Origin of the sequence: Psychrobacter urativorans, from assembly GCF_001298525.1 — a bacterium.
In the GTDB taxonomy this organism is placed as follows: domain Bacteria; phylum Pseudomonadota; class Gammaproteobacteria; order Pseudomonadales; family Moraxellaceae; genus Psychrobacter; species Psychrobacter urativorans_A.
Genome location: NZ_CP012678.1, coordinates 621511 through 641225, shown reverse-complemented (window position 1 = coordinate 641225; position 19715 = coordinate 621511). Strand labels below are relative to the sequence as shown.

The window sequence follows — 19715 nt, the reverse complement described above, 5'->3', positions numbered from 1 at the left end:
ATCAAATACACTCAGCTTTTTTTATGCTTATAGCAGTGCTTATTATTTTAGAACTTTTAGCCCAGCTTTATTGTCACGCTTAGGCTTAGGAGCATCTGGCGTATTATTTTCTATAGATGATATAGTCGAATCCTTTTCAGGCTGATAATTATCGTACTCATCAGGATCAAAGAACATTCCTTGCTGATTCTCTTTGGCATAAATACCCAGCACTGCAATAAGTGGTACCCAAATTTCTTGCGATACACCACCAAAACGCGCACTAAAATGAATATAGTCGTTTTCCATACTCATATTACCCGTAGCACGGCTGGCAATATTAAGCACAATACGTCCGTCTTGTACGTGTTCAGTTGGTATTTGCACATTTTTAGCAGTGGCATCGACCATTAGATAAGGCGTGAGCGCGTTATCCTCTATCCATTGATAAAGCGCGCGCACCATATATGGGCGGGTCGGTGAGATAGAAGTGAGGGTATCGCTCATGGTCTGGTTTCCTATATTGATGTGATGGCATGTTTGTTGAATTATTTATCGCTTAGATTATGGATATCAATAACAAATTAAAATAATGATAAAGGATACTAATGATAAATAGGAGCCTAATTTTATTTTTCATGACCTAACTAAAGTCTGAGAAAATAGAATCTGAGAATCTTAATTAACGAATACTGGCTTGAAAGCTTTTACGTTCAAATATTCGAGTTTGGTAGTCGAGCAGTGGACGGCTGATAGCAGGTGGTAAGACAATACCCATCTCATCTAAGCGCCATAATAGCGGTGCGAGCAGCACATCACACCAGCCAAAATCATCCGCCATAAAATACGATTTATGCGCAAATAGAGGCGATAAGGTAACCAAAGAATCAGCCAGCTGTTTCCTAGCAACTGCTGCCTGCGCCTTATTAAAACTGTCTGGATGCATCAATAATCGTTTACCAAGTACCAACCAGTCGTGCTGAATTCGCCATGCTAATTGCCGAAACTGTGCACGCTCTTGTGGCGTATCAGGCAGCAGTTTACTAGTGTGATAGCGTTCTTCAAGGTATTCAAAGATAACATTAATTTCATACAGTGCAATTTCACGTTGTTGTAAAACGGGTAAAGTATGATAGGGGTTGAGCTCGGTTAAATCTTCAGGACGCTCTGAATGCAAGCGTGACAAATAATAAGCCAGCTTCTTTTCTTCAAGTAATAGGCGCACTACATGACTATCGTAGCCGTCATCAGCGTATAAAATCAGCTGACTACTTGGAATGTCATTCGCATCAATCATGAAAGCCTATTATTATTAGTTAAGGGTGTTATCGTAAACAAAGCACGACCGTTTATCAAGATACTAAGCGTAAAGTCCGTCTAGTATCGACTGAATATGAGCAAATAAAAAGCACTACCGAAGTAGTGCTCAATATAACATCTAAATTATTAGTCTTTTATTATCAATTTACTTAACGTCTTTCCAAAACTCTTTGTTAAGTAAATAAACAGGTATGAGTAATACTAATAAGAATAAAATCACAAAGAAACCGATCACTTGGCGATCATGACGAACAGGCTCTGCCATCCACGCCATATAGTTGACCAAATCACCTACTTTGCCTTCAAATTCTTCTTTACTCACGTTTTCTTGCAGATTGTGCAGCACATGAGGCATCGCTGCATTGGCAAGCACTAAGTTATTAGCCCCCCAAGGACGGCTTGGATCCTCATAAAACGATAATAAATAGGTATATACCCAATCATCACCGCGCAATCTGGTTTCAAGCGATAAGTCTGGAGGCGCTGCGCCAAACCATGCCGCTTGAATTTCAGGGTCAATTTCAGCATTGATTTGATCACCGATTTGATCGGTGGTGACCATCAAGTACTTTTCGACCAACTCAGGTGGTATTTCTAAGTCTTTAGCAATGCGTGAATGACGAACGTACTTTGCTGAATGACAACCCGCGCAGTAGTTCATAAACATCTTCGCACCGTTCTGTAGCGAACCCTTATTGGTAAAATCAATAGGCGCTGTGCTACAAGCTAAATGCTCTACAACACCGTCAGCGTTGGTGAACGTCCCGCAACCGCCTTCCGCCATAGCGGTACCAGCAGTCAAAGTTAATGCCGCGCCTAAGCCTAAACCAGTTAGGTATTTTGTTAGCGTGTTCATTAGTGACCTCCAGTAACGCGTTCAGGTGGCTGTTTACACTTCTCAATAGCCGTATAAATCGGCATCAATAAGAAAAACAAGAAATACAGGACGGTAAATATACGCGCCGCTATAGTTGCTGCTGGCGTCGTTGGCGTCGCGCCTAAGTAACCCAAGGCGACAAAGCTAATAGCAAATACAGTCAAAGCAATTTTCGATAATATACCTTTGTAGCGCATAGAGCGTACAGGCGATCTATCCAGCCATGGTATTAAGAACAATACCGCAATTGCAGCACCCATCGCGATCACACCACCAAGCTTATCAGGAACTGCTCGCAGAATGGCGTAGAACGGTGTGTAGTACCACACTGGTGCAATATGAGCAGGCGTTTTCAGTGAGTTTGCTGCTTCAAAGTTTGGTGGCTCAAGGAAGAAGCCGCCGCCTTCAGGGAAGAAAAATATCACTGCAAAGAAGCAAATAAAGAACACCACGATACCAACCATGTCATGCACAGTGTAGTAAGGATGGAACTCGATACCATCTAATGGCACACCGTTTTTATCTTTCAGCTTTTTAATGTCAATACCATCAGGATTGTTTGAACCCACATGATGCAATGCCACTAAATGCATAAAGACTAAGCCGACAAGTACTAAAGGAATCGCCACAACGTGTAGAGCAAAGAAGCGGTTTAGCGTGATACCTGAGATGATATAATCACCACGAACCCATTCAGCAAGACCATCACCAATCACTGGCAAAGCCGCAGGCAAGTTCAAGATAACCTGAGCGCCCCAGAATGACATGTTGCCCCACGGTAATAGATAACCGAAGAAACCTTCTGCCATTAGTGCCAAGTAGATACCCATACCGATAAGCCAAATCAGCTCACGCGGTTTTTGGTACGAACCGTAGAGCAAGGCTCTGAACATATGCAAATATACCACTACGAAGAACGCTGATGCGCCTGTCGAGTGCATATAGCGGATGAGCCAGCCACCTTTGACGTCACGCATGATGTATTCAACAGACGCAAATGCCCCTTCGGCACTTGGGTTGTACATCATTGTCAGCCAAATTCCGGTTACTAATTGGTTAACCAATACCACCATTGATAACACGCCAAAGAAGTACCAAAAGTTAAAGTTCTTTGGTGCATAGTATTTGGACATGTGATATTCATAGGTTTCAGTCGCCGGAAAACGCGCGTCCACCCAATGCATCAATTTTTTACCCATACTCATATTAAGCCTCCCCAACCGTCAAGATAGTACCATCCATACTATAGTCTGGAATGGGTAAGTTAAGCGGTGCAGGAACGCCACTAAAAACGCGACCTGCTAAGTCATACTTAGACCCGTGGCATGGGCAGAAAAAGCCACCATACCAGTTATTACCACCTAAATCGGCGGCGCCAACATCAGGACGATAATTTGGTGCACAGCCTAAATGCGTACACACGCCTTCAACCACTAAAATACTTGGTTCTAAAGAGCGAGTAGGATTGGTACAGTATTCAGGTTGCAGCGATTCGGCAGAATCAGGATCAGACAGCAGTGGTTTCACTGACTCTAAACTCTTCAGCATATCTTCTGTGCGTTTTACCACATAGATAGGTTTACCGCGATATTTGACGACAATCATTTGTCCATCTTCAATAGAACCGATATCTTGCGTAACTGCCGCACCAGCAGCTTCTGCTTTGGCACTTGGATACCAAGAGCGCACAAAAGGTGTCGCCACAGCGGCCACTCCAACTGCTCCAATCGCGGCAGTTGAGGCAATCAGAACTCTACGACGTTGTACATTAACGCCTTCGGCATGGCTCATTAATACTTCCTCCAGGTGAATGAAATGGGATTATCCCACACTGGGTTTGTGGCTTAGAAATTTACAATATCAATTACCAGCCACGTTAGCTGTGCCTAATTTTGCTAATTGTTGCTATTCTAAGCTATTTTGGTCATAAAATAAATTATAGTGTTAAAAATAAAACAATCCTGACAAGGCATTTTATGCCATTGAATAGGCAAAAATACCCGCAGTCGCCTTCTGATGTAGGTTTCACAGCAAGGTCTATACTATCAAGAATAGTGTAACAATTACCTTAGAATTGATAAGGTATTAAACAATAGGGAATGATACTTGAAATGAAGACAATGTTCACTAACTTTCAGTACATTTCCCCTACACAAGCAAGCAAAAGCCACTAATTACCATTATGAATTACACAATGATGATTGTGGCTATGTCTTTATTCTATAAATAAAAATTATTTTAAGTTAGAACGGTTAAACAAGAGATTCTAATTGAGGCAGTTAGCCTTCAAGCGTATCCCAACGTTCAAGCTTATGCATCATCTCGTCTTCTATAGTCAATAGACGCTCGCTTGCTACCGTTGCCGCATCAAAGTCTTTAATGAACCATGAACCATCAGCGAGCTTCTCTTGTAGCTCAGCTTGCTCAGCTTCTAAAGCCGCAATCTCTTTTGGTAAATTATCAAGTTCGCGCTGGTCATTGAAGTTCAGCTTTTTGGATGCGGTTGATACTTTTTGGGCAGTAGAGGCAGGTTTGCTGGTTTTATTATTAGCCGCGCCATTATTAGATTTAACCGCGTTAGCCGCTTCCGCACGGTTTTTTTGTACTAAATACTCTTGGTAGCCGCCAACATATTCGCTAACAGTGCCTTTACCTTCTTCATCAGTATCAAATACCCAAGTCGAGGTAACGACGTTATCCATAAATGAGCGGTCATGGCTAATCAATAGAATCGTACCGCCAAAGCTTGCAACCGACTCTTCTAGTAGCTCAAGGGTTGCCATATCCAAGTCATTGGTTGGCTCATCGAGCACTAAAATATTGGCAGGTTTTAACAACTGTTTTGCCAACAATACGCGGTTACGCTCGCCACCTGATAGGGCTTTGACTGGCGTACGTGCACGCTCTGGGGCAAATAAGAAGTCTTGCAAATAGCTCATAATGTGCGTCTTACGACCACCAACTTCAACAAAGTCTGAACCTTCTGAGACGTTTTGTGCCACACTAGCTTCAAGATCTAACTGGTCGCGTAACTGGTCAAAAAATGCAATTTTTAAATTAGTGCCGAGCTCAACGCTGCCAGTTTTGATTACGTCATCGTCAGACATATCAAGTAGCGCTTTAATGAGCGTTGTTTTACCCGCACCATTAGGACCAACGATACCAATTTTGTCGCCACGCATGATGGTGGTGCTAAAATTATCGACCAATACATGGTCGTCATACTGTAGGTGTAGGTTTTTAACTTTACAAACCAGTTTGCCGCTTTTCTCGCCTTGACCCATAGTAATATTGACATTACCGACTTGTTCACGGCGGTCGCTACGCTCTTCACGCAAGGCTTTTAATTCACGAACACGACCTTCATTACGGGTACGACGCGCTTTAATACCTTGGCGAATCCAAACTTCTTCTTGTGCTAACTTTTTATCAAAGTTGGCATTGTTCTTTTCTTCAGCCAATAACTGTAGCTCTTTTAACTCTTGATAGCGGGCATAGCCACCTTCACCTTGCGTCACGTCATAGCTGGTCAATTGACCACGGTCAAGCTCAATGATACGAGTCGATAATTTATTAACGAATGCTCTATCATGGGTGACAAACAATAAAGTCAGACCTTGCCAATCTAATAAGAAGCGCTCAAGCCACTCAATGCTATCAACGTCCAAATGGTTGGTTGGTTCGTCAAGCAGTAGTACATCAGGTTTGGTAACCAAAGAGCGCGCTAATAAAACACGACGTTTACGACCACCTGATAATGATGATAAATCGTCTTCTGGATCTAGACCCATCGTCGTGATAAGGCGGGTCGCTTCGCGTTCTAAATCCCAACCATGTACCGCATCGATATCATGCTGCAAGTCTGCCATACGCTCGCAGGCGTCCATATCACCATTCGCGCATAAGTCAGTTTGCGCATTATAGTTAATCAACAGCTCGGCAGTGCGTTTGCTGCCACCCATAACGATATCTAAAATTCTACCGCTAGTCTCGGGCACATCCTGCTCAAGCATCGCCACGCGTACGCTATTATTAATGATAACTTCGCCGCTATCAGGCAGTAAAGTGCCATTAATCAGTTTAAATAAAGTAGATTTGCCTTCGCCATTACGACCAATCAAACACACGCGCTCGCCAGCTTCAATGCTGAAATCAATGCCATCAAGAACAGGAGCCACGCCGAAAGCGAGATGAATATCTTTTAAATGTATCAGTGCCATAGGTTATCTTAAGCTTATATATAGAGGTAAAAGTGGTGATAAGATTATTATCATATAAATGGTGTCGCTAGATTGTTAGCAGTATAACATGCTGCTACCTGACTTTAGCGTGAGCACAAATTTTTTATCACTATGATTTTATTGAAAGGATATTCATAATGTCTGGGTAGGGCACTAGTGACAATGACCTTCATTTAAAGAAGTCACCTCAACGCCTGAATGATAAGACTAATGATACTGGAATATAAATGAAAGAATTGCAAGATAGCAGCGTACCTCAAAAAGAGAGCTTATTGGTTCAAGATGAGCTACAAGCGCAAATGATTGAGCTACAAATGAATATGGCTCATTTAGAGCTCACCGTTGAGCGCCTTGATACGGTCATCACTCAACAAGATAAGCATATTCGCAATCTCCAGCGACAGCTACAGCTGGTTTATAAACAAGTAGAAAGCCAAAGTACAGACGATGGCATTGCGCCTTTTGATGTGATAGCAGATAGACCACCACATTATTAGTTCAATATTAACAACTCAATACTAAATATACTTCTTAACTGTCAGGCTGTTTCAAGTTGCAATAACTATAAATTCCTTACCGTTACGAAAAGTTTATAAAAAATGTCATTTAGATATTAATAATAAAAAGTGATCCATAGAGGGTCACTTTTTTTATCTAAAGAACATTCATATTTTTTTCCAAGACTTTTATAGAAACAGTTTGTAAATACTATTTGTACTGAACAGTCATATTCAAGAAATATAGCACTTTCATTGTTGTTTTATTGTGAGATAGTCATTACTATCTAGATTAGGACGCCGTTTAGCTGGTTTATATGAATAATTTTGTAGCCACCTATTAATGGTATAGCGGTACATAATAAGGATGTTTGGAGAAACATAATGCGCCCAACTTTTCAATTAAAACCTCTCGTACTAGCCGCTGCTGCGTTGTCTGTCGTCAGTGTGACTCATGCTGCAGGGCTTGATCGTTCAGGTCAAGATATCACTGCATTTTTGCAAGATGGCGTATATGCTGAGGCAGTCTATACCTATATTGATGCTGACGTTAGTGGGTATGATAGCGCTAACAATGTGCCTACTAGCAATGGCTATGTTAAAGGCAACAAAATCGGAGATATCGCTGAATCTTATGATTTTTTCCGTTATGGTGTAAAAGCTGATATCGACGATACCTTTAGTGTGGGTATCTTGTATGATGAGCCTTTTGGTGCAGCAGCTGACTATAGTGGTAATAACAATTTTGTCGCCAATGGAAATATTGACAACTCTATCAGTGGTATCACTAATGGCGCATTCAATAGCCAATTAGCGATTGGTAGTGAGATTAATAGATTAAAAGGTGTTGCAGGTGATGCCACTAAAACGCCACAAGAAAGAGCTACTGCCGGCGCTCAAGCAACAGCGCTTGGTACTAATTTAGCAATTGCAAGAGCAGAAGCAACCAAAAAAGGCGAAGGTACCAACGTTGAAGTGCGTACTGAAAATATCACCGCTATTCTTGGTGCAAAACTTGGACAGAATAAAAACTTCCAAGTCTATGGTGGTCCAGTCGCTCAGCGCGTACAAGCAGATGTGAAGCTACGTGGTTTGGCTTATGGTCCTGCGACTGGTTATACCGCGCATATTAGTCCTGACCAAGACTATGGCTGGCTCGCTGGCGTCTCTTATAGTAAGCCAGAAATTGCTTTAAAAGCGGCATTGACCTATCGCTCTGAGATTGAACACAATGCGAAAATTTCTGAAAACTATCCGATAGTGGGTATTGGCGCTGTTGGACGTCTTCCATCAGGGGCTTCCCAAGAACAAATAGCTGCCGCCGCCGCTACTGCAAATAGAAGTAGTATGTTTGAGTTATCTACCCCAAAATCTGTCAACTTTGATTTTCAAACAGGTATTAATCCTACTACACTGGCAACCGCAAAAGTACGTTGGGTACCATGGAGTGATTTTGAGATCGTACCGCCACTATATAATGAGGTTAGCAAAGGCTCGTATGGTCCAGATGGTTTAGCACTGGTTGGCTATAGTGATGACCAGTGGCAGGTAGAGCTTGGTATGGCGAAGCGTCTATCACCAGCACTGGCATTAAGTGGCACGGTCGGTTGGGATAGCGGTGCAGGTGACCCAGTAACGTCCTTAGGTCCAATTGAGGGTTATTACAGCGTTGGTCTTGGCGCAAAGTATAATGTCACTGAAAACTGGGCAGTATCAGCCGGTGGTAAATACCTATGGTTCGGTGATGCTAAAGGTCAATTACCAACTAAGAAAATCGTTGGTGACTTCCAAGACAACGATGGTTATATACTTGGTGTGAAGCTTTCTTACCAATCCAAACAGAACTTTAACTAGAATGTAATAGTGATAACCTAATATAAAAAAGCGATCCGTAATGGGTCGCTTTTTTATATTAGGATTTGAATCTTTAAATATTGAATATTTAAGTCTTTATATTTAAGATAATAACAGCCAAAAAAAGCCCCGCTACTATAAAAGTAACGAGGCTTTTTGATGATTTACGTAAGCTTAACTGTAGTTATTTACCTAAATGCGATTCCATTTCTGCAAACTTCGCTGTTACAGAAGCTTCTGGTCCGCCAGTCATCATACTTACCGCAAAGATGGCAATAGTACTTAGGACAAAGCCAGGGACAATCGCGTATAACCAGTCATTAAGTGGCATACCATTGTGCTCAAAGCCGCCATATACCCATAAGATTACGGTCAACGCACCCACCACCATACCAGCCACCGCGCCGTTACGGTTCATACGACGCCACGTCAAGCTAAATACCACTAACGGTGCAAACGCAGCACCAAAACCTGCCCAAGCATGTGATACCAGACTTAATACTGAACTCTCTGGGTTAGATGCTAGCATAATCGATACCACAGCAACCAATACGACCGAAATACGACCAACCATTACTTGGCGAGATTCTGATGCTTCTCTATCAAAAAATAGCTTATAGACATCTTTGGTCAAGGAGCTTGATACCACCAAGAGTTGTGATGAAATTGTACTCATAATAGCTGCTAAAATGGCTGCTAATAAGAAGCCTGAAACTAATGGCGTGAATAAAAACTGCGTAAAGACTAAAAAGATAGTTTCTGGATCTTCTAGCGTCATTGCAGTTTTTTGTACATAAGCGCGACCCGCAAAACCAGTGGCTAAAGCGCCTATTAAACTGACAATCATCCAACTCATACCGATATTACGCGCGGTTGGAATGTCTTTGACCGACCGAATCGCCATAAAACGTACGATAATATGTGGCTGACCAAAGTAGCCTAAGCCCCATGCTAGCAACGAAATAATACCAATAATGGTCATGCCACTGGTAATATTTAATAAATTTGGGTCAATATTTCTCACCGCTTCAGTGGTTGCTGATACACCGCCAAGGTCGGTAAATGCCACCACAGGTACAATGACCATCGCAAATAACATGATGACACCTTGTACAAAATCGGTCATCGATACCGCTAAGAAGCCGCCAAATAGGGTATAGGCAACCACGACTCCGGCGGTAACCCACAGACCAGTGCTGTAAGATAAATTGAGTGAGCTTTCAAAAAGTTTACCACCACCGACTAAGCTGGCTGCGGTATAAACTGTAAAGAATAAAATAATCACTAAGGCTGAGATAACGCGTAGCATATGCGATTTATCTTCAAAGCGGTTGGCAAAATAATCGGGAAGAGTAATCGCATTATCCGCAATTTCGGTATAAACCCGCAATCTTGGTGCGACAATTATGTAATTTAAAAAAGCGCCAGTCGTTAAACCAAGCGCAATCCAGATACTTACCACGCCGTCCGCGTACATGTAGCCCGGTAAACCAAGTAATAACCAACCAGACATATCCGACGCCCCAGCAGATAATGCTGTGACGGCAGGACCTAGGTTACGACCACCGAGCATATAACCTTCTGAATCATTGGCTTGCTTGAAATAAGCATAAATCCCAATCCCAATCATGACTAAAAAATACGCGCCAAGGGATATCAGTACGCCACTAGAAACTCCGTTCATATTAACTGTCCTTAACCAAACTTGTTGGTGGTAATAATATTTAATGGTAAGACCGTAAGCTTAAAAGAGGCTATCTAAATACAATATCTAAAGACAAAAAAAGCCATTAAGTAGGACATAATGGCTTCTTGTTGACAGTAAGTATTTGCTTTTAGGTTTTTACCTATAATGCTATTAATCAGTCTTTTTCAGTCGGTATCTTCAAAGCTATTCACAGCCTTTTTACCATCATACCTTACTCGAAACATTCAAAAAGTAACCTTCCGTGTGCTTGAAGTAACTAAAAGTAACTTATTATGCACTATATGTTATGACAGCAAATCAGTACACATTATAAAGCATGGCAAGTTTAATTGCGAATGGCTGCTATATGCTCTTACAGCTAACGCCTTATCTACTAAAGCCCCATAAATAAAGCGCTAACTTTTATTTACAATACCACCTCGTGGTTTAAGTCAATGGGCGTAAGGAGATTCAGCAACGCTGTCACACTATTAGAAGGCGTTAGCTTTGGGTTAATAACCACACCCAGATAGCGTTGCAGCTCGATATTATCTGCCATATCGATACGTTCTAAATCTTGACTAATCATGGTTTGCGGTAACACTGACCAGCCCAAACCGACAGATACCAACATACGAATAGACTCTAGTGGATTGGTGCTCATGGTGGCATAAGGTTTTAGATTATGTTTGGCAAATTCCGCTAAGGTAATTTGACTGGTAAAGGTATTAGCAGACGGCAAAATAGCAGGATAACGCGCCAATTGTTCTAATGTCACATTGGTCTTTTGTGCCAATGGTGACAAAGTACCCGTCATAAAATAGAGCGGATCTGACCATAAGGTATGATAAGTCAAACGCTTGTCATAAACGGGTGGCAGCGTCAAAAAGGCTAACGATAAATCACCATCTAGTACCGCTTTATGCGCCTCTTCTGAATCCACAAAATGTACTTCTAGCTGTACCGCAGGATAACTTTGAATAAAATGCTTTAATACCGGTGCTAAATGATGCAGCCCAATATGATGACTGGTACCAATCACCAGTTTGCCGGATATCGTTTTCTTAGAATGTTGCAAGTTAATTTTAAAATTTTCGTAATCATCTAGCCAGCGTTTTGCGTGCGGCAGCATTTCATTTGCTGCTTGAGTGGGAACAATACCACGCCCTACCGTATCAAATAAGGTGATTTTGAATTCATCTTCCAAATTTTTAATACGCTTACTCACCGCAGGCTGAGTAATAAAGAGCTTCTCTGCCGCTCCTGAGATACTGCCTATTTGCATAACGGTCACAAACGTTGTCAAATTAGTGGTATTCAATCCGGTGTCCTTAGCTATCAATTGAGCTATAAATAAAAGTTGGCTGACCTATTAATAAAGTCTTAGAAATAAAAGTTTGTGAATAGATAAAAATCATCAATTATTATTATAGGATTAGCCTGCTATAATCACAAGATAAAGAAGACTGTTTTTGACATTTTTATTGTGACCACTTTGTGATACTTTAATGTCCATTCAGAAAATGTCACATAATCTTCTGTCAGCCTACACAAGTTAAGATGATGCAAGTAACGGTAAGGCGCCACCGCTTAAAATTTTTGCTTATAAATAGATGAGCAAATAGAACTTTTAAGCCACTAGCAACCAATAAAGGATAGCAATATGAACGGTCAAACTTTATACGACAAACTTTGGAATGCTCACGAAGTCACCAAACGCGATGATGGTTCAAGCCTGATTTATATTGACCGTCATTTATTACATGAGGTGACTAGCCCGCAAGCGTTTGAAGGTCTAGAGCTGGCTAATAGAGCACCGTGGCGCCTGTCTGCTAATATTGCGAGTCCCGATCACAACGTACCCACCGTCACTAAAGAGCGGTTAGAGGGCGTGGCTGGTATTAAGGATAAAGTATCGCGTTTACAGGTGGTCACGTTAGATGACAACTGTGCGAAGTTTAATATTGCTGAATTTACCATTAATGATGCGCGTCAAGGTATTTTGCACGTTGTTGGTCCTGAACAGGGTTTGGTATTACCGGGTATGACGGTGGTGTGTGGCGATTCACATACGGCAACGCATGGTGCGCTTGGTTGCTTAGCTCATGGTATCGGTACGTCTGAAGTTGAGCACGTGCTTGCTACCCAGTGCTTGATTGCTAAAAAAATGAAAAATATGCAAATCCGTGTCAACGGTAAGCTTGGCACTGGTGTGACCTCAAAAGACGTTGTACTGGCTATCATTGCACAAATTGGCACGGCAGGTGGCACGGGTTATGCGATTGAGTTTGCAGGACAAGTGTTTGAAGACATGACCATGGAAGGGCGCATGACCGTCTGTAATATGGCGATTGAAGCGGGCGCACGCGTAGGCATGGTAGCGGTTGATGACACCACGATTGATTATGTAAAAGGTCGCCCATATGCCCCAACTGCTGAGCAATGGCAGCAAGCAGAAACATATTGGCGTACGTTGTATTCAGATGCTGATGCCGTATTTGACAGCATTATTGAAATTGACGGTAGTCAAATTGCCCCACAAGTGTCTTGGGGTACCTCTCCTGAGATGGTGGTAGATATCACTCAGTCTGTACCAACGCCTGACCAAGCCGCAGATGAGTCGCAGCAAGAAGGTTGGTTGCGCGCTTATACTTATATGGGTTTAGAAGCAGGGCAGAAAATTACTGATATTCAACTTGATCGCATCTTTATCGGTTCTTGTACCAACTCGCGTATCGAAGATTTACGTGATGCGGCAGCCGTGATTAAAGGTCGTAAAGTTGCCGATAATATTAAAGAAGCCATTGTGGTTGCAGGCTCAGGACAAGTAAAATTGCAAGCAGAAGCGGAAGGTTTGGATGTCTTATTTACTGATGCAGGCTTTGAATGGCGTGAGCCGGGTTGCTCAATGTGTTTGGCGATGAATGCGGATAAGCTTGAACCGCAGGAACACTGCGCCTCAACGTCTAACCGTAACTTTGAAGGTCGTCAGGGTAATGGCGGACGCACGCATTTGGTAAGTCCTGCGATGGCAGCCGCTGCCGCGTTGGCTGGACACTTTGTCGATGTGCGTACGTTTTAATCGTCGTACGCACGACATGATGTGCATAAATAACCCATTAACTGATTAACTAATTATTAACTGCATATCATGGTCTTCAATCGCTATTTATCTCTCAATAAGAAACATAATTTATAGGAAGTATTTATGCAAGCCTATCATGTCCAAACCGGCATCGTCTGCCCACTTGATCGCTCAAACATTGACACGGATCAAATCATCGCTAAACAGTTTTTAAAATCCATTAAACGTACGGGCTTTGGGGTCAATTTGTTTGATGATTGGCGTTATCTTGATGAAGGCTACCCTGGTCAAGACAACAGCACCCGCGTGATTAATCCAGACTTTATTTTAAATCAGCCTCGTTATCAAGGTGCGAATATTTTACTGGCACGCAAAAACTTTGGTTGTGGTTCTAGTCGTGAGCATGCGCCATGGGCTTTGTCAGAGTATGGCTTTCGTACCGTTATTGCGCCAAGCTTTGCTGATATCTTTTATAACAACTGTTTTAAAAATGGTATGTTGCCGATTGTGTTGGATGAAACCATCGTCGATAAGCTGATGCAGGCAACTTTTGCTACTGAAGGTTATGAGCTAACCGCTGATCTTGAACGCCAAGTCGTCATTACCCCAACGGGTGAAGAATATCCATTTGAAGTAGACACCTTTCGCAAGCATTGCTTATTAAATGGTCTCGATGATATCGGTTTAACCTTGCAGCATGGCGATGCTATAAAGGCTTATGAAGCACAGATGCTACAAAAGACACCTTGGATATTTAATGAGGTGCATGCTTAATTGTTATTGTAAAAACTACTACTGTAAGCATAGTTATTGTCAGCGCAGTGATGGGTATCGCGACCCATCTAGCCATTACGATAGTTATCAACATAAGTGTGAATAAAAGGCGACAGTCAGGCTTCTAGCGTTGAGTTATGACGACGAACTGGCTAAAATGAGTGGCAATATATAAGCAACATAAGCCACAATTAAGTTTATATGCTTTCTCACCTTTATAAGAATAGTAGCCGTCATTATGAATCAAAAACGTTATGCTATATTCACAAGCACCGTTGCCGCTGTCGGCTTATGCTCATTATTAGCGTTGTCTGGCTGTCAATCACTGAACGGCTATCAGCAGATAGAAAAAGTGGAAAGTGCTGACACGTGGGCAGGCAAAATAAATCCTGTAGCAGGTGAGGTGAATATCGCTTGCATAGGCACTTATCATTGCGAAATTACGCAAATTGATCAGACGCTCGTGATTGCTCCCGACTCACACAAACCTGTGAACGCAGCAATGCTGACGCAGATAGCGGGTACGAATGCAATAAATAATACCAAGCTCAATAAGGGAAAACAGTCGCAAACACAACCAGCACCATTATTAGCAGATATGACGCCATTACTAAATCAAAAATCGGTAAAAGTCGTGCCGTTATCAGCGTCTGGTATGAAGGGTTTGACCAATTACTATGCACGAGTAAAACCAGCCAAGCGCGAAGTGCATATTAATTTTTATCCCGAAAATAACGTCGACTATGTCGAGCGTTTTGCGCTGATTCATGAATTCACGCAGCCCGGTATTTATCATCTGCGTGCTTATCGGCAGAAATCACCCCAAGCAACAGGCAGTCTATTAGATACCGCCTCACCTGAGCCGTTATGCATTGACTTGCTACAAAACAGTAGCTTGGTAAGACGCTTCTGTAAGCAGTTAGATGCTAAACATCAGGGCGAGTTTGTAGAAACGCGTGTAACTAATAAGGTACCGGCTAAATTAGCTGGCAATAGTTCAACTAAGAGCTAACCAACTAAAGGCTAGTCAGTAATACGAGAGTTTTTGCATTTTTTATTATTTAATATCCAGTTATGATGGCGTTCTATCATTATATAGCACGTCTTATACCTCATTTATTTACAAGGATTAGTATGGCAACGATTTTAACATTAGCAGGCGACGGTATTGGTCCTGAGATTATGACCCAAGCAATTGACGTGCTACAGGCCGTCAATAAGAAGTTTGCGTTAGACTTAACACTTGAGTCTGGACTGATTGGTGGGGTTGCTTTTGATGCTACTGGTGAGCCATTGCCAGAAGAAACCTTGCAGCGCGCACGTGCAGCCGATGCAGTATTATTAGGTGCAGTGGGCGGTCCTAAATGGGATGCTATTGAACGCAGTAAACGTCCTGAACGTGGCTTATTAAAGATTCGTAGCGAGCTTGGCTTATTTGCTAATTTACGCGTTGCCAAGCTATATCCACAATTGGCGAATGCCTCAAGTATTAAACCTGAGATTATCAAAGGTTTAGACTTGCTTATCGTACGTGAGCTGACTGGCGGTATTTATTTTGGTGAGCCACGTGGTATTCGTACTTTAGAAAATGGTGAGCAGCAAGGCTACAATACGATGGTGTATAGCACCAGCGAAATTCAGCGTATTGGTAAAGTAGCCTTTGAGCTGGCACAAACCCGCGCAAAAGCATCAGGTAACCCTGCTAAAGTCTGTTCAGTAGATAAAGCCAACGTGTTAGAAGTGACCGAGCTTTGGAAACAGACCATGATTGCCATGCAAGAACAGGATTATAGCGATGTGAGCCTATCACATATGTATGCTGATAATGCCTGTATGCAGCTGATTCGTGATCCTAAGCAGTTTGATGTCATGGTCACTGGCAATTTATTTGGCGATATCTTATCGGATGAAGCCGCCATGCTGACTGGCTCTATTGGCATGTTGCCATCTGCAAGTCTTGATGAACAAGGTAAAGGTATGTATGAGCCTTGCCATGGTTCAGCGCCTGACATCGCAGGTCAAGACAAAGCCAATCCATTAGCAACGATTTTATCGGTCGCGATGATGCTGCGTTATACCTTTAAGCATGAAGAATCTGCACAAGCCATTGAACAAGCGGTAAGCGACGTACTTGATGATGGTTTGCGTACCCTTGATATTTTAGATAAGAGTGAAGCAGGTCTGATTCAAGTGGGTTGTAAGCAAATGGGCGAAGCTGTATTGGCTAAGTTGCAGTAAGCTTTTTTACATCAACCAAATTTTTTACCGTTAATCTTATTATATTAAAACCCATAAATTGCTCAGCAGTTTATGGGTTTTTTATGCTTATTCATCAACTTAGCTTATATTAATGACGTTCTTATAAAGATAAGGGTTATAAAGATAAAGATTTTAAAGATAAAGGTTATTAAAAAAGCTGCCGTCAATGCGTAAAGTAACGCAGTGACCGCATGAGTCAGTGCTTATTAACATAAAGCCATTACAGGCTTGGCGGTCTATATGGCATTATCCCTAAAATACTACGTGAAAAAACAACCTTAAAAAATAATAAAAATCATTTTAGGAGTTATCTGTGCCTCAATTAAGTAAAATAAGTACCGCTATCGGTATGGTAGGGCTGTCAACAGCGCTATTTATGAGCCCAAGTATAGCGGAGACGCCTGTTGATATGCTGGCTAGTGATATCGTAGCGATAGATGCTCAGCCAGTAACCACATCAGCAGAAACCCCAGCGGAGATGCTTAAAAATACAGAGACATTTTCAAATGCGGCATCGTTAAGTGCTGATACTGATAAAGTCGGTACTGATAAAGATAGTCAAGTTGCCGTCAGTATGGCAGATGCTGCAAGTCCAGTGACGAATGCAGAAGCCGATGAAAATATCAGCCTAGCGTCTAGAGTAGCGCCTAGTCCTGAGCAGCAACTGATGAACAGTCGCAAATCAGCGCGGTTGCTCAATAAATTTTTACCCGTCATTCCGTATCATACTACAAATTTGTCAGCAGTCGCGCAGCAAGTTAATACTGCCAGTTGGAAAAAGGACGAAAAAATAGATCGTGCTATCGGTACAAAACTGCAGGCTCTATTAAATTGGCAGCAGCATGGCATTGGCGCAGTTGATGGCTATTGGGGCAAGAATACGCTTAAAGCCATGCAAGCATTCCAAAAAGCGCAAGGGTTGAAGGTAACATCCTCTCTAGATGAGGCGACATGGCAAGCGTTAAATAAAAATACCATGCTCAGCTCCCAGCCAGTATTGGTCAATTACACCTTAACCGACAATGATGTCCATATCAAAACTGCCACGATACCCAGTACCGCGGTAGAAAAATCTAAGCTTGAAGGCATGTATTATGAGTCTGTCATTGAAGGGCTAGCAGAGAAGTTCCGGATGGATGAAAGTTATCTACGTTTTTTAAATCCTAAGGCGACTTTTGTAAGCGGCGAGTCCATTACCGTCTATAACCCGAGCCGAGCCAATGCAACTCCGGTCAGCCGCGTGGTAGCCGATAAAACCAGCCAAACATTATACGCCTACGATGACAATAATAAGTTGATTGCCAGCTATCCGACTACCGTAGGCAGTACGGCAACGCCATCACCGACTGGTAAACATACCATAAAAGTGAAAGTTCACGAGCCCAACTACACCTATACCAGTCCAGAAGGCAGCAAATACATTTTGCCACCCGGTCCTAATAACCCCGTTGGCTCAGTATGGATTGGGCTCAGTGAACCCTCTTATGGTATTCATGGCTCGCCGGATCCATCACGTATCAGTCGCCAAGCTTCTGCTGGCTGCGTCCGCTTAACCAATTGGGATGCCCTGACGTTATTAAGTACCATTAATGATGAAGCAAAGGTTGAGTTTATCTAAGTGCTCAACAAGTTAGGCAAAAATTGATCGCCAAATTTAAGTCAACGTACCTTTAATATAAGCTTTAGTTAACATTACCAAAGTTTGAAAACAAAAATACCGCTAATTATAAGCGGTATTTTTTATGTATCACAATTTTATATAGGGTAATAGAGTGGCAGAATCAGAGACGTATATGATTAATATTCATAATAATCTGACCGCTTTGACTCATTACTTTTATGCTAAATCGTTATCAAAAACGCGGAATATCGTCAGGCTCACTCTATAATATACAAAGTAGATGATATATAAAGTAAATTAGGTTTTACCGCGATAAGTAATACGACCTTTAGATAAGTCATAAGGGGTCATTTCAACCTTAACCTTATCACCGGTTAAAATACGGATATAATGTTTACGCATTTTACCTGAAATATGCGCAATGATTTCGTGTCCGTTTTCTAAACGAACTTTAAACAAAGTATTTGGAAGGGTATCAATGACTTCGCCTTCAAATTCAATAATGTCGTCTTTTTTGGCCATAATGTATATATCAATCAGTGAAAAATAAGACCATATTATACGTAAGTTAGCGCGCTAAAGCAACAAAATATATGATTTTTGCTTGACAGCGTGTAATCGTTATGTATGCCAGCCTATATGAAGCTAGTCGGGAAGATTTAGCCAAATAGGAGTCAATGGCGCGTTGGGTAATAGCTGCTGGTAAGCCTCAGGGTAGTAGGCGTTAATAAAATATAAACCATCTCCAGACGCAGTTGGCGGCGCAATAGTACGGTTTTTCTTAGATAAAATCTTTAGAAAGTCGTCTGGTTGTAAGTCATGTCTGCCAATCGCATATAGTGTGCCCATCAAATTGCGTACCATATGATGTAAAAACCCATCGGCTTGTATATCAAAGACAATAAATTGCCCATGCTGGAATAATTTAGCATGACTAACATTGCGTACGGGCTGATTAGACTGGCAAGCAGCAGCGCGATAACTACTAAAGTCGTGTGTGCCTACGATATCGGCAGCGGCTTGTTGCATGGCGGCTAAATCTAACGGCTCATGAATATGAGTCACTTGATGATTTAAAATCGCTGGGCGCTGAATTTGATTTAAAGTGATATAGCGATAACGGCGGGCAATGGCACCAAAACGCGCATGAAAATCGCTAGGCATTGGCTGAATCCAACGCAAAGAGATATCATCAGGGAGTAGGCTGTTAACCCCGCGCAACCAATTATGCGTGGGGCGATAGGCGTGAGTGACAAAATGCGCAATCATATTACTGGCATGAACGCTTGCATCCGTGCGCCCAGCAGCAATCACTTCTATCGGTTCATTAGCGACTTTACTGATCGCCTTTTCTAACGCTTCTTGAACGCCCAATACTTCTCGTTGTCGTTGCCAACCATGATAATGAGTTCCCAAAAATTCAATCGCAATGGCTAAAGTATAAGTGGGTAACTCTGGATTTAGTTTAGAGTCAGATAAGGTAGAGTGGGGCATAATATTTCGCAATGATAACGGATGATA

General features: G+C 42.1%; 17 protein-coding genes. 7 read left to right on the top strand and 10 right to left on the bottom strand.

Features of this window, described 5'->3' with window-relative positions; translation table 11 throughout:
- Positions 1-42: 42 nt before the first annotated feature.
- From AOC03_RS02680 to AOC03_RS02655, 6 genes are all read right to left on the bottom strand, one after another.
- On the bottom strand, positions 43-486 hold the full coding sequence (locus AOC03_RS02680) for a ClpXP protease specificity-enhancing factor (protein ID WP_062533481.1): 444 nt from the start codon (positions 484-486) through the stop codon (positions 43-45).
- 175 nt (positions 487-661) lie between these two features.
- Positions 662-1276 (bottom strand): glutathione S-transferase N-terminal domain-containing protein, encoded by a 615-nt coding sequence (locus AOC03_RS02675; RefSeq protein WP_062533480.1) that lies wholly within the window; start codon positions 1274-1276, stop codon positions 662-664.
- Between the two features lie 168 nt (positions 1277-1444).
- Positions 1445-2155 (bottom strand): cytochrome c1, encoded by a 711-nt coding sequence (locus AOC03_RS02670; protein ID WP_062533479.1) that lies wholly within the window; start codon positions 2153-2155, stop codon positions 1445-1447.
- Complete coding sequence (locus AOC03_RS02665; protein ID WP_420480448.1) at positions 2155-3375, bottom strand: cytochrome b; 1221 nt, start codon at positions 3373-3375, stop codon at positions 2155-2157. Before AOC03_RS02665 ends, AOC03_RS02670 begins: the two co-directional genes overlap by 1 nt.
- A gap of 7 nt (positions 3376-3382) precedes the next feature.
- A complete protein-coding gene (gene petA, locus AOC03_RS02660; RefSeq protein ID WP_062533477.1) occupies positions 3383-3967 on the bottom strand; it encodes a ubiquinol-cytochrome c reductase iron-sulfur subunit in 585 nt (194 codons plus the stop codon).
- Positions 3968-4455: 488 nt separating this feature from the next.
- A complete protein-coding gene (locus AOC03_RS02655) occupies positions 4456-6396 on the bottom strand; it encodes an ATP-binding cassette domain-containing protein (RefSeq protein WP_062533476.1) in 1941 nt (646 codons plus the stop codon).
- Positions 6397-6644: 248 nt separating this feature from the next.
- Between AOC03_RS02655 and AOC03_RS02650 the strand changes: the two genes are divergently transcribed.
- On the top strand, positions 6645-6914 hold the full coding sequence (locus AOC03_RS02650; protein WP_062533475.1) for a SlyX family protein: 270 nt from the start codon (positions 6645-6647) through the stop codon (positions 6912-6914).
- Between the two features lie 384 nt (positions 6915-7298).
- Positions 7299-8768, top strand: a complete 1470-nt coding sequence (locus AOC03_RS02645) for an outer membrane protein transport protein (RefSeq protein ID WP_062533474.1) — start codon at positions 7299-7301, stop codon at positions 8766-8768.
- Between the two features lie 184 nt (positions 8769-8952).
- Here AOC03_RS02645 and putP read toward each other — a convergent pair whose 3' ends face one another.
- Together putP and AOC03_RS02635 are read right to left on the bottom strand one after the other, a co-directional pair.
- Complete coding sequence (putP, locus tag AOC03_RS02640; RefSeq protein WP_062533473.1) at positions 8953-10452, bottom strand: sodium/proline symporter PutP; 1500 nt, start codon at positions 10450-10452, stop codon at positions 8953-8955.
- A 430-nt stretch (positions 10453-10882) separates the two neighbouring features.
- A complete protein-coding gene (locus tag AOC03_RS02635; RefSeq protein WP_062533472.1) occupies positions 10883-11776 on the bottom strand; it encodes a LysR family transcriptional regulator in 894 nt (297 codons plus the stop codon).
- A 342-nt stretch (positions 11777-12118) separates the two neighbouring features.
- Between AOC03_RS02635 and leuC the strand changes: the two genes are divergently transcribed.
- The 5 genes from leuC (at position 12119) to AOC03_RS02610 (ending at position 18191) form a co-directional block, all read left to right on the top strand.
- Positions 12119-13537 carry a 3-isopropylmalate dehydratase large subunit gene (leuC, locus tag AOC03_RS02630; protein ID WP_062533471.1) on the top strand — a complete coding sequence of 473 codons (1419 nt, stop codon included), beginning with the start codon at positions 12119-12121 and terminating at the stop codon, positions 13535-13537.
- Positions 13538-13663: 126 nt separating this feature from the next.
- A complete protein-coding gene (gene leuD, locus AOC03_RS02625; protein ID WP_062533470.1) occupies positions 13664-14314 on the top strand; it encodes a 3-isopropylmalate dehydratase small subunit in 651 nt (216 codons plus the stop codon).
- A gap of 238 nt (positions 14315-14552) precedes the next feature.
- Complete coding sequence (locus AOC03_RS02620) at positions 14553-15326, top strand: hypothetical protein (RefSeq protein WP_062533469.1); 774 nt, start codon at positions 14553-14555, stop codon at positions 15324-15326.
- 122 nt (positions 15327-15448) lie between these two features.
- A complete protein-coding gene (gene leuB, locus AOC03_RS02615) occupies positions 15449-16552 on the top strand; it encodes a 3-isopropylmalate dehydrogenase (protein ID WP_062533468.1) in 1104 nt (367 codons plus the stop codon).
- 334 nt (positions 16553-16886) lie between these two features.
- Positions 16887-18191 carry a L,D-transpeptidase family protein gene (locus tag AOC03_RS02610; protein WP_062533467.1) on the top strand — a complete coding sequence of 435 codons (1305 nt, stop codon included), beginning with the start codon at positions 16887-16889 and terminating at the stop codon, positions 18189-18191.
- Between the two features lie 300 nt (positions 18192-18491).
- Here AOC03_RS02610 and infA read toward each other — a convergent pair whose 3' ends face one another.
- Together infA and truA are read right to left on the bottom strand one after the other, a co-directional pair.
- The gene (gene infA, locus AOC03_RS02605) at positions 18492-18716 is read right to left on the bottom strand and encodes a translation initiation factor IF-1 (protein WP_007395612.1); all 225 of its coding nucleotides are present in this window, start codon (positions 18714-18716) and stop codon (positions 18492-18494) included.
- A gap of 123 nt (positions 18717-18839) precedes the next feature.
- A complete protein-coding gene (gene truA, locus AOC03_RS02600) occupies positions 18840-19688 on the bottom strand; it encodes a tRNA pseudouridine(38-40) synthase TruA (protein ID WP_062533466.1) in 849 nt (282 codons plus the stop codon).
- Positions 19689-19715 lie beyond the last annotated feature (27 nt).